8 protein-coding genes are annotated in these 11,993 nt (G+C 71.6%); 1 reads left to right on the top strand and 7 read right to left on the bottom strand.

Features of this window, described 5'->3' with window-relative positions:
* Positions 1-98: 98 nt before the first annotated feature.
* The 5 genes from J3486_RS11835 to J3486_RS11815 all read right to left on the bottom strand — a co-directional run bounded on the left by J3486_RS11835 (position 99) and on the right by J3486_RS11815 (position 7,582).
* Positions 99-4,100 carry a lipopolysaccharide biosynthesis protein gene (locus J3486_RS11835; RefSeq protein WP_207820172.1) on the bottom strand — a complete coding sequence of 1,334 codons (4,002 nt, stop codon included), beginning with the start codon at positions 4,098-4,100 and terminating at the stop codon, positions 99-101.
* The gene (locus J3486_RS11830; RefSeq protein WP_207820171.1) at positions 4,093-4,917 is read right to left on the bottom strand and encodes a polysaccharide deacetylase family protein; all 825 of its coding nucleotides are present in this window, start codon (positions 4,915-4,917) and stop codon (positions 4,093-4,095) included. Before J3486_RS11830 ends, J3486_RS11835 begins: the two co-directional genes overlap by 8 nt.
* Complete coding sequence (locus J3486_RS11825) at positions 4,914-5,915, bottom strand: glycosyltransferase family 2 protein (RefSeq protein ID WP_207820295.1); 1,002 nt, start codon at positions 5,913-5,915, stop codon at positions 4,914-4,916. The genes J3486_RS11830 and J3486_RS11825 overlap by 4 nt, the downstream gene beginning before the upstream one ends.
* Before the next feature lie 20 nt (positions 5,916-5,935).
* Positions 5,936-6,769 carry a glycosyltransferase family 2 protein gene (locus J3486_RS11820; RefSeq protein WP_229377839.1) on the bottom strand — a complete coding sequence of 278 codons (834 nt, stop codon included), beginning with the start codon at positions 6,767-6,769 and terminating at the stop codon, positions 5,936-5,938.
* A 393-nt stretch (positions 6,770-7,162) separates the two neighbouring features.
* On the bottom strand, positions 7,163-7,582 hold the full coding sequence (locus J3486_RS11815; RefSeq protein ID WP_229377838.1) for a hypothetical protein: 420 nt from the start codon (positions 7,580-7,582) through the stop codon (positions 7,163-7,165).
* 201 nt (positions 7,583-7,783) lie between these two features.
* Between J3486_RS11815 and J3486_RS11810 the strand changes: the two genes are divergently transcribed.
* Entirely contained in the window at positions 7,784-8,581 is a 798-nt protein-coding gene (locus J3486_RS11810; RefSeq protein WP_207820170.1) for an SGNH/GDSL hydrolase family protein, read from the top strand.
* Between the two features lie 8 nt (positions 8,582-8,589).
* On the opposite strand, the gene J3486_RS11805 is transcribed toward J3486_RS11810, so the two are convergent.
* Both J3486_RS11805 and J3486_RS11800 read right to left on the bottom strand, forming a co-directional pair.
* The gene (locus J3486_RS11805; protein WP_229377837.1) at positions 8,590-10,218 is read right to left on the bottom strand and encodes a serine/threonine-protein kinase; all 1,629 of its coding nucleotides are present in this window, start codon (positions 10,216-10,218) and stop codon (positions 8,590-8,592) included.
* Positions 10,219-10,363: 145 nt separating this feature from the next.
* Positions 10,364-11,944 (bottom strand): sulfite exporter TauE/SafE family protein, encoded by a 1,581-nt coding sequence (locus tag J3486_RS11800; protein ID WP_207820168.1) that lies wholly within the window; start codon positions 11,942-11,944, stop codon positions 10,364-10,366.
* Positions 11,945-11,993 lie beyond the last annotated feature (49 nt).

Genomic DNA, 11,993 nt, shown 5'->3' with positions numbered 1-11,993 from the left:
TGCTGACGAGGACGTGCTGACGAGAACGCGCTGACAAGAACGGCGAAGGGGCGCGGGGTGGTCGCACCACCCCGCGCCCCTTCGTCGTCCTCGTCGCCTCAGTTGAGCCCCATCGTGATGAACCGCTGGATCAGCGACGCGAGCACCACCGCGAGCAGCGGCAGGGAGAACCAGAACGTGCTCTGCAGCCAGCGCAGTTGGCGCACGCTCGGGCGGGCCGCCACCCTGACCACCTCGCGCGCCGTGAGCAGCACGATCAGCGCCAGCGCGGCGAGCGCGCCCACCACCGACCACGGCGTCCAGGTGATCTGCGGGCCGATCGGTCCCGGCTTCGGCTTCTCGACCTTGCCGGACGGCTCCTTGCGCAACTGGTACATCGTCACGTCGGCGTTGGCGTAGACCTTCTTCAGCTCCGTACGCCGGTCCAGGTTCTCCACCAGACGCGAGGACCACGCCTTCGAGTAGCCGACGTCGAGCTGGAGATAGACGACCTGGCTCTTGTTGATCATCAGGTACGAGTTCGGTCCTGCGTCCTTGAGCGCCTTCACCAGGCCGCCGACCAGGACCGGGTCGACCGGCGCCAGCGTCGGCACGTACTGCACCTTCTCCATGTCGCGCGCGCCCCACGGCATCGCGGGCGTCACGTTGTCGACCGTGTCGTTGCTCATCCACAGCAGCCGCACCGTCGGCTTGTCATGGGCGTACACGTAGTCCATGGCCGCGACCTCGCCCGGCCTGATCCGCTCGAAGGGCTCATTGCCCCAACGGGCCACCAGGAAGCCGCCCATGAGCAGCAGGCCCGCCATCAGCGCGGCCAGCGGGGCCAGGCTGATGCGGTCCTTGTCGCGCTCCTTCGCGGTGACGCCGGTGCGCGGGAAGAGCGCGAGACCGGCGAGCAGCGCGGCGCCGGGCAGCGCGAACATGAAGACGCGCAGCGCCATCTCGCCGCCGTACGACTGCATGCCGAAGCCCAGGAACGGCACGAAGGTCAGCACGATCAGCGTCCGCTCGCGGTACTTCCAGTCGCGCCGCCGCCACCAGCCGTAGCAGGCGAACGCCATCACGCCGCCCGCGAGCAGCACACGCGTGTAGAGGACCAGCTTGTGCGTCGAACTGCCGCCCTGGATACGGCCGGAGACCGACGAAGAGACGTTCCCGCCGACACCGCCCACGCCGCCGAACAGGTCGTTGAAGTGCCCCGACCAGTACGGCTCGGCGAGGAAGCCCAGCCAGACCGCGACGAGCACCCCGAACAACAGCGGCAGACCGCGCAGTTCGGAGCGGCCGACCAGGACCAGCACCGCGAGCACGCCCAGCATCACGAACGGCGTGAGCTGGTGGGCCGGAACCGTCGCCGCGAACAGCGCGATCAGGACGACGAGCAGCACCGCCCGCTGACGGCGGTCCGTCGGCTCGACCTCCGCCTCACCCGGCCGGCGCTTGGTCCACAGCACGCGCGGCGCCCGGAACCAGACCAGCAGGATCGCCACGAACATCAGATACAGCAGGTACGTGAAGCCCTGCGGCGAGAAGTAGTCCTGGCCCACCCAGCCGCTGAGCACGAAGATCCACAGGCCGGTCCACTTGGCCTTCCAGCCGGCCCGCACCGAGCGCAGCAGCAGGAACATCGGTGCCAGATAGAGGAGTTGGATCGTCATCGGCCACCAGCGGATGACCTCGCCCAGGTCGCTGACGCCGCACGCCTTGGCGACGAACGCGGCCGCGGCGAAGAAGCCCGGCCAGCTCCAGCGGGCGTCCAGGTCCGGCACCGCCGAGCCCGTGCGGTCGATGTAGTCCATGAAGCCCAGGTGCTGCCAGGCGGTCGCGAAGCGCGGCTCCGTCTCGATGACGGCCGGCAGCGCGTGCAGCGACACGACCGTGGCGAGCAGCGTCGCCAACAGCAGCCATGTGTGCGGGCGTTCGAGCCACAGCAGCGAGGCGAAGACACCGATGAGCAGTGCGCCGCCGAGCAGCGTCACGGGGGACAGGACGGAGATCAGACCCAGACCGCCCATGCGGTCCAGGTCGACGTCGCTCATCCCGAGGACGGGGCCCCAGTACAGACCGAGCGCCGCGACCAGGAGCAGGCCGAGGACGGCCACGGACGGAGTCAGGCGCGCCCGGACGGGTGCGGACGGGGCGGCCGGTGGCGCGGGTGGCGCGGGCGGTGCCGGGGGCGTGACCGGCAGCTCGGGCAAGGGGGAGACGAGACCGACTCCCTTGCCGCCCCCGGTGTCGCCGGAGTCCGTCCCCGTCCCCGTCCCCGTCCCCGCCTCCGTACCGCCGCCCCCGGGCTGCCGGCCGCGCGGCTCGCCCGAATCCTGGCCGGTCTCCTCACCCGGCTTCAGATCGACGGTGTCGCGCGTCCCCGGCATCCCCGAGCCGCTCTCGCTGTTGCCCTCGCTGGACGCCTGCGAGGCCGAGGCGCCCGACCGCTGGCCCGGCACCGGAGCCCGCAGCGCCCACGTCGGCCGGTGCACCGAGGGCGTGCCGCGCGGCGGGGTCACGGGACCCGGCCGCACATCCGGCCGCCGCTCCTGGTGGTCCAGGTTGAGCTGCACCGCGAGATGCAGCGTGTCCGAGTCCATCGCGTTGCGCAGCGCCCACTTCGGGCCCTGCTTCTCGGCCGCCCCGGCCGGCACCTTCGGCGTCCCGAGATCGGCGAGGTCGCCGTCGGGCGCCGCGGCGTCGGAGGGCGGCGCGGCGGGCGCGGCCCGCACCACACGCCACAGCTTCGGCGCGGCGATCGTCACGATCACCGCGAGCGAGGAGATCTCCGCGACGCCCGCGCCCGTCAGACCCATCCGCGGCAGCAACAGCAGCGTCAGGCCGAGCACCAGCACGCACAACAGGCCCTGCAGCCAGGCGAGTCCGGAGGTCCGGCTCTGTGCGCGCAGCACCGCGAAGTACGTCTCCATCACCACGCGCAGCGCCGCACCGACCGCGAACCAGCGCAGCAGCGGCGTCGCCGCGTGCGCGTAGTCGGCGCCGAAGACATGCAGGATGTACGGCGCGAGGATGAAGAGCAGCCCACAGATCGGGATCATGATGCGGGCCATGCGGCGCAGCGCCGCCCGCGTGTTCGCGGCGAGCTGCGCCGGGTCGTGCGAGCCCTCCACCGTCAGCGAGGCACCCATGTTGATCGCCAGCAGATTGACCGTGCCGCCGATCGTGGTGGTGATGTAGAAGTACGCGTTGTCCGCGGAGCTGACCTGCGAGGCGATGACGACCGGCACCAGGTACACGACGGCGAGCGAGAACAGCGAGCCCGTGGAGTCACCCGCGACGAACCGGCCGATCTGCCGCAGACTCGGCGGATCCGCCTTCCCGTCCGTCGCCTCGATGTGCTTGGGCACAAGCCGACGGAAGACCAGCCAGCCCAGCGGGACCACCGAGAACGCGATGGACACCACCCACGACACGAACACACCCGTCGTGGCGAGCGTCGTCGCGAACGCGACCAGCAGCCCCAGCTTCACCAGCGAGAACACAGTGTTGCCGACCGGCACCCACAGCGCGCTGCGCAGCCCGGTCAGCACCCCGTCCTGGAGCGTGAGCAGCGCCCACGCGATGACGGCGGCGATGAACCCCAGACCGTTCAGCGGCCCGTGCAGGAATCTGTACGACGGGCCCCACACGTCGAGCGTCAGCAGGAAGATCAGCGCGGCGATGGCGACGGCCGCCGAACTCCCCGCGTACGTACGGAAGATGAGGCGGCCCGTGCCGCGTCCCGCGATCGGGATGAAGCGGGCCAGGGCCCCGGTCAGCGTCACGGCCATGAGCCCCGCGAGGAACTTCATCGCCGCGATCGCCGCGGAGCCCTGGCCGACCGCGTCCGCCGTGTAGTAGTGCGCGGCGGCCAGCCAGAAACCGACGCCGAGCACCCCGGAGATGCCGGTGTTCAGCATCAGCGCATAGGCGTTGCGGAACAGCTGATTACCGCCCCCCGACCCCATGCCGTCTGTCTTGCCCTTCTTGCCGCGGCCCATGCCGGGCAGCCTGAGTCTGCGTCCGGGCGGCGCCTGCGGCTCGGTGGCATCGGTGGTGCCCGGCGCGGCCTGGGCGGCCTGGGCGGCGGAGGTGGTGGTCGTGTCAGACACGGGTACGAGCTGCCTTCCGGCGAACCTGTCGGGCTCTGCGGACCACGGCGTACCCCTTGGTGAGGGCACGGTCCCTGGCGAAGGTGCGTCCGATCGCGCGGCCCTCGATCAGCCGCTCGAACTCGGCGGCGCCGGTGGAGCGGCGCACGGTGACGCGCTGCAGGGCGTAGGGACCCTGGCGGCGCCTCGCGAGGCCGTTGCCGACGGCGAGCGACTGGGCGTAGCCGGCCGTGCGCACGGCCTGGCGCACCCGCCGGTCGGAATGGCCGTACGGATACGCGAAGGAGACGGGCGGCCCGCCCAGCTCCTGCGCGACGATCTCGCGGCACTCCCGCAGCTCGAACTCCAGGTCGTCGTCCGGGAGCTGGTCCAGCTGCGGATGCGTATGGCTGTGCCCGCCGATCTCCACGCCCTGCCCGGCGAGCGCCCGCACCTGGTCCCAGTCGAGCATCGTGTCGAGCCCACGGCCGGTGTCGTGCGCGCCCTTCAGCCACCCCGTCGAGACGAACAGGGTGGACGCGAAGCCGTGCTTGGCGAGAACGGGCAGGGCGTGCCGGTGCACGCCCTCGTAGCCGTCGTCGAAGGTGATCAGGACGGGCCGGTCGGGCAGCACCCGGCCGCCGCCGCGCCAGATCCCGGCGAGCTCGGCGGTGGTCAGCGGAGTGCACCGGTGCTCGGCGAGCAGCTCCATCTGCTCCGCGAACTGCCCGGGGGAGACCGAGAGTCCCCGGGTCTCGTCGCTCGGCTCATGGGCGACCTGGTGGTACATGAGGATCGGTACCGGCACTCCGTCCGACGTCCGTTCCCTGTCACTCATGCCGCTTCCCCCAAAGCGTCGTCCCGGTCGATCTCCACGACGGAGAACCCAGGTGATCCAGCACCTCCGCCCCGCGCCCGGAAACTGCCGAGAACGTACCCACCGGCCGCCGTCGCCACTCCGGCCACGATGGCCCCGGCCCGCCCCGCGCCCCCGGCCCGGCCGAGCACGAAGTCCCGTACCCCGCGCGCCACCCCGGCCGGGAGCACCCGGCTCGTGTAGGCGCGCTCGCTCTCAAGTCCCTTGTCGGCGCCGACACTTCGGGCGACCAGGGCCTTGGAGAGACCTTCGGCGTAGGTGCGGGTGCGGAAGTAGGCGAACTGCTCACGGGCGGCCGGGACCCGGTGGTGGATCACCGCGCGGTCGTCCATCAGCAGCACCGCGTCCGGTCTGGCCCGGCTGAGGCGGATGCACAGCTCCGTCTCCTCGCAGCCCAGCGGCCGCTTGTCGCCGTCCCGGCCGATGCCGGTGGCGAACCCCCCGGCCGCGTCGAAGGCGGTGCGCCGGAACGAGGCGTTGCCGCCCAGCACGTTGCGCACCTTCACCTTGCCGCGCGGCAGGCCCTTGTACGTGCAGCCCACCACCCAGTCGAACTCCTCGGGGAACCAGACCGGCCGGCGCCCCGACGCCCAGATCGGCTCGGTGCGCCCGCCGACCGCCATCACCTGCGGATCGGCGTACCCGTCGAGGAACCAGCGCAGCCAGTCCCGCTCCGCGACCGCGTCGTCGTCGAGGAACGCGATGATCTCGCCGCGCGCGACGGCGATCCCGGTGTTGCGCCCGGCGGACAGGCCGCGCGGTCCCCGGTTGGCGAGCACGCGGATGTCCGCCGCCTCCGTGAACTCCTTGCCGAGGCGGTCGAGGAGCGCCGGATTGTGGTCGACGACCAGCAGCGTCTCCAGGGCCGGGCAGGACTGCTCCCGGACCGAGTCGACAGCGGCGAGGATGTCGGTCCAGCGGTCTTCGGTGTACACGCAGATGACGACCGAAGCCGTCATCCGCGTGCTCTGAGACTCCGTCAAGATCCGTCTCCCCGTACCAGGTTGAGCTTGGCGGGGCCGGTCTTGCTGTTGCGCAGGGCGCGCCGGTTCGAGCGCTCCTGGAGGATCACCTTCAGCACCCGGATCCCGTCCCGCACAGCGCGCAGATTGCTCGCCCCGTGGATGCGCAGATACTCGTGGCTGGGGATCTCCTGGACCTTCAGGCCCGCCTTGACGACCCGGATGTTCATCAGGGTCTCGACCTCGAAGCCGGTGCAGTCCAACTCGATCTCGTCGAGGCAGTGGCGCCAGAACGCGTTGTACCCGTAGCACAGGTCGGTGTAGCGGGCCCCGAACTTGGCGTTCACGGCCGTGCACAGCGCCCAGTTGCCCAGCTTGCGGATGGGTGTCATGTCGTCCGTGCCACCGCCGTTGGCGAACCGGGAGCCCTTGGCGAAGTCGGCGCCGGACACCAGCGCCGACACATAGCTGACGATCTCCTGGCCGTCCGCCGAGCCGTCCGCGTCGACCATCACGATGATGTCGCCCGAGCAGGCCTGGAAACCGGTGATCAGGGCATCCCCCTTGCCCTTTCCGCTCTGCGGCACGACCACGACGTCCGGCCACAGCTCCCGCGCCACGTCCACCGTGTTGTCGGTCGAATTGCCGTCCACCAGGACGACTTCGTGAATCCAGTCCGGAAGAGTCTTGAAGACGTAGGGAAGGTTCTCCGCCTCGTTCATGGCGGGAATGACCACGCTCACCCGCGGCGCGATGGCCAGGTGCGTGGAGATCGCCCGGTACTGGGCGGGTATTCGTGCGGGCGTGGTCCCGTCGTCCGGGATCACCGGGCGCACCACGGAACTGCTCATGAGTCTGGTCCCTCTCGTCCGGTGGACCGCCCGCCCCTCGGGCGGTCCGGTTGTGTATCCGGTTCGAAAGGGGGGTTCTCACTTACGGCCAGGACGGATCGCTCTCCGTACAGGCCGGGTGAGCTGGCAATACACACCGGTTGGTTGGACCGGCCGCGCGGCACGCGACTCAGCGACCCACGTCGTAAGAACTAGCGGCTCACCGAGCACGGCACCCCCCTACCGCGCCCCGCGCCGGGCCTTCGCGATCTTGAGCCCTCCCCTAGATCGCATTGCGTGATGGTCCGATGCGGGTGGATGTACGACGGTATTGATGATTGAGACTGTATGGCAAGACCTGGAACGAGGCCTCACGTTTTTGTTGTTCTGTCCTTTACCTCAACTCCTGCCCCGTTAGCGGATTTTGCCTTTCCATTTGCGGACGGCCGACTGGGTGAGGAATGCGAGGGCGCTGATGGCGCCCACCGCGACGACTCCGCCGTCGACCGACCAGCGGTGGGTGGCGAGCATGCCCTGGGCGACCAGCATCACGACGCAGACCGCGCCGGCGGCCGAGACGAGGATGCGGGCCCAGATGTCGAGGCCGCGCAGGGCCGCCGCGAACGCGGCGCCGGGCGCGGCCAGGAGGAAGAAGAGCGCGAGTGGTCCGCGCAGTGGTGAGTCGGCGTGCGTGAGCGCGAGCACGAGCCCTGCCCCTGCCGCGACGACGCCCGCCCCCGCGAGCAGATGCAGCGTGTCTCTGCCGGACGGTGTGTCCGTCCGCTGTTCCCCCGAACCGCCGGATGACGGCGGCTTGATGCCGATGGTCTGCATGGGCGACTTTGCCCCCTGAAGCGCCGGATGCCGGGCTTCAATGTCGCGCAGCCGCAAGGGGGCCGTCAAGGGGAACTCCCTTGACTTGAACCTCAGTTGACGCATCGACATGCACATGTAAAACATCACGCATGGGTATTACCGAGCAGTAGAGGGGCGTGCTACCACGGATGTGGCAGAGATCCTGCTAAAGGAGGTTCCATGAGACGTTTCCGACTTGCGGCATTCGTGACCTCGTTCCTCTTCGCATCCGGCGTCGCCCTCACCGGGGCGACGACCGCACAGGCGGCGGCCACCGGCTATGTGGCCCTCGGTGACTCGTACTCCTCGGGGGTCGGCTCCGGCAGCTACATCAGCTCCAGCGGCGACTGCAAGCGCTCCACCAAGGCGTACCCGTCCCTGTGGGCAGCCGCCCATTCACCCTCCACCTTCAACTTCGAGGCGTGCTCGGGCGCTCGTACGGGTGATGTGATCGCCAATCAGCTCGGCTCGCTCAGCAGCGCCACCGGCCTCGTCTCCATCAGCGTCGGCGGCAACGACGCGGGCTTCGCGGACGTGATGACCACCTGTGTCCTCTACTCCGAGTCCACCTGCCTCAGCCGTATCTCCCAGGCCCGCACGTACGTCACCTCGACCCTGCCCGGCAACCTCGACGCGGTCTACAACGCGATCAGCGCCAAGGCCCCGGCCGCGCACGTGGTGGCCATCGGCTACCCCCGCTTCTACCAGCTGAACGGCTCGTGCCTCGCGGGCCTGTCCGAGACCGAACGCTCCGCCATCAACAGCGCCGCCGACCTGCTCGACACCACCATCAGCAAGAAGGCCGCCGACCACGGCTTCACCTTCGGCGACGTCCGCACGACGTTCACCGGACACGAGATCTGCTCCAGCGACTCGTGGCTGCACAGCGTCAACTGGACCAACATCGGCGAGTCGTACCACCCGACCGCCGCCGGACAGTCGGGCGGCTACCTGCCCGTCTTCACGTCCGCCGCGTGACCGTCCCCTCAGTACGTGGGTGAACCGGTGGTGGCTCCCGTCGTGGGGGTCACCACCTCGCACGTCACGGAGTACGAGACGAAGTCGGACGTCACCGCGACCGGGCTGCGCACCTCCACCCCGATCTCGTTGCGCAGCGTGCCGCCGTCCGTGTACGTCGCCTCCGTCGTGTTCACCGTACGGCTCTTCGCGCCGCCCGAACCGAAACTGAGCGTCTTCCAGCCGGGATCCGACGGCTCCCCGCTCTTCGTCACCCACCGGTACTCGACCTCGGCCGGAGTCCGCCCCACGGTGATCGTCGCCGCGAAGGCCGGGGCCGCCGACGCGGGCGGCGGGCAGGGCCCGGAGTAACTGCCGCGCACCGCCGAGACGCTGACCCGCACCGACTGGGCCGGGGTGGTCGTGTGCCCGCCCCCGCCCCCGGACCCGCCGCTTCCCGGGCTGGTGCTGCTGCCGCCCGGCGCCGAGGAGCTCTCGCTCGGGCCGCCGCCGGTCGACGAACCGCCGCCACCGCCCCCCGCGTTCGTCGCACCGCCGCCCGAACTCCCGCTGCCGGAGCCCCCCGAGCTGCCGCCGCTGTTGCTCCCGCCGCCCCCGTCGTCACGGTTGAGCAGCGCGTACGCCAGTCCGCCGATCGCCAGCAGCAGTACGACGATGCCCGCGATCAGGGCGAGCGAGGCGCGGCGCGCGTCGCGCCGGCCGGTGTCGGCCGCAACGGTCGACGCGGTGCCGGCCGCCGCGGACGGCGAGCCGGCGGACGCGGCACCGGCCGTCGGCAGGGGTACGGGTACGGGCAGGGGCTTCGGCGGCGTGGACGAGGCCGACGGGTACCGGCCCGTCTGGGTGGGCATCGACGACAGCCCCGACGACCCCGGGCGCAGCGTGCCGCCCGCGCCGACGATCCGCAGATCCCGCTCGGCGTCCGCCGCGGAGATCCGCTCGGCCGGATCCTTGCGCAGCAGCCCCTCGATGACGGGCGTCAACGGCCCCGCGTGGTCCGCCGGCGGCAGCTCCTCGTCGACGACCGCACGCAGCGTGCTCAGCGGGGTGTCCTGCCGGAAAGGGGAGTGACCCTCCACGGCCGCGTACAGCAGCACCCCCAGCGACCACAGATCGGACTCCGGGCCCGGCGTGCGTCCCAACGCCCGCTCAGGGGCGAGGAATTCGGGGGAGCCGATCACCTCCCCGGTCATGGTGAGCGCCTGTGTCCCCTCGACCATGGCGATCCCGAAGTCGGTGAGGACGACCCGGCCGTCGTTCGACAGCAGGACGTTCCCCGGCTTCACGTCGCGGTGCAGCACCCCGGCCTCGTGCGCGGCCCGCAGCGCGGCGAGCACCTCGGCCCCGATGTGTGCGGCGCGCTGCGGGGAGAGGGGGCCCTCCGCGTCCAGCTGGTCGGCGAGGGAGACACCGCGCACCAACTCCATGACGACCCAGGGGCGTTCGCCGTCCGTCGCCACGTCGTACAGCGTGATCACATTGCGGTGTGCGATCCGTGCCGCCGCCCACGCCTCGCGCTCCAGGCGCCGGTACATCCGCTCGCGGTCCGCCGGTGGCAGCCCGGCCGGGGCCCGCACCTCCTTCACGGCGACCTCGCGCCCGAGCACATCGTCATGGGCCCGCCACACGGTGCCCATGCCACCCTCGCCGATCGGGTCGAGCAGTCGGTACCGCCCTGCGACGACCCGACCACCGCTTCCACTTCCGCCACTGGCAGGACCTGAGCTCACGGGCGCCGCCCCCACTCGCCACGACAACACGACAAGTCTGAACAAAAGTAGCTCAACCGAGCGCCGATGCGGCCCCCTTGAACACCAATCCGCACCCGAGGGCGAGAACGACACACGCGGAGCCGAGCGGCACGAGGCGCCCGGCGACCCGCCACGTCCCGGCCCGCGCCCGCCCGATCCGGCGGCCCGCGAACGCCCCCGCCCGTACGACGACGAACCCGGCCGCCGTCAGGGTGACCGCGAGCCCGGCCCCGTACGCGACCACGAGCAGCGTGCCGAACCAGGCCTGGCCGAGGGCCGCGGCGCCGACCAGGACGACGACCGCGGACGGACTGGGGACGAGGCCACCGGCGAAGCCGAGGAAGAGGGCGCCGCGGAGGGTGGGGGCTGTGGGGTGGGGGTGGCTGTGGTCGAGGCTGTGGTCGTGCTCGTGGCTGTGGCTGTGATCGTGATCGTGTGTGTGGGCGCGGGTGCGGGGTGTCAGTCTGTTGCGCCATGCCTTGCGTACGAGTGTCAGGCCCGCGCCCGTCACCAGGACGCCGCTGGCCACGCCGAGCCACGCCACGATCGACGGAGTCGCCGTCGAGCCGCCGATGACCAGGGCGCCGAGCGCGACCACGCCCAGCGTGTGCGTGACGGTGACCGAGGCCGCGAGCGGCAGGACGTCGCGCAGCCGGGCCCGGCCGCGGGCCGCCGCGGCCGCCGCCATCAGCGTCTTGCCGTGGCCCGGGGCGAGCGCGTGCAGCGCGCCGAGCACGAGGGCGCCGGCCAGGGCGAGCGCCGCGAAGCCCGGGGTGAGGTCGTGGCGGGCGACGAGGCCGGTCAGCGCGCTGGTCCAGCGGTCGGCGCCGCGCGGCAGGGCGCCGGACGCCGTGGGCGGCGGGCGCTGTCCGGTCAGGGCCGGGCCGCCGGGGGTGACGCGGAGGGCGGCCGTGGTCACGTCGGGCGGGGACGACAGCAGGCCCTTGGGGTAGTGGGTGAGGAGGCGGGACGTGGAGGTGCGGGGGACGTCGCTGCGGGTGAGCGTGGTGCGGTCGCCCTGCGCGGTGATCTCGTGCCAGCCGGGGCCCGGGCGGGCGGGTGAGCGGAAGGTGAGCGTGGCGCCCTCGCGGGGCAGTGGGGCGGTGGCGTGGCACTCCACGCGCAGGGTGTGCAGGCCGGCCTGGCCGGGGCGGAGGGTGGCGTGGGCGGTGCCCGGGGTGAGCGGGGTGGGGTGGCCGTCGACGGTGAGGTGGGTGGATTCGGCGGCGCTGCGGCAGCGGGTGCTGGCCCAACTCGCCATCCCTGTGCGCCTGATGTCGGGTTCGGCCTGGGTGGCGGGGATCTCGGCGAGGTCTTCCAGGTGCGTGACGCGGAGCAGGGTGGGGGTGGGGACGAGGCCGTCGTGGGTGTTGGTGGTGAAGTTGCCCAGGGGGTGGGCGGATGCCTTTGCGGTGGGGAGCAGGGTGAGGGCGAGGGCGGCCAGGAGGGTGAGCGCGGCGAGGAGGATCCTGCGGCCCGCCAGGGGTGCGGGGAACCGCGCGACCGGCCGAGATCGTGCTGCACCCGGCGATGGTGCGGCGGGGCCGAGGCGGAGGCCGGTCGGAGCGCTCGCCCCGCGCCGGGGTGCCGCCTTGCCCACCCTGCCGCCCATGGCGGCAGATTGCCCAAGGCGGGTGGGGGCGGGCGGCGGATTGTCCTTG

This window comes from Streptomyces sp. VRA16 Mangrove soil (assembly GCF_017377775.1).
Taxonomy (GTDB): Bacteria; Actinomycetota; Actinomycetes; order Streptomycetales; family Streptomycetaceae; genus Streptomyces.
Note: the sequence above shows the minus strand (reverse complement) of the source record. Positions and strands in the feature narration are given on the sequence as shown.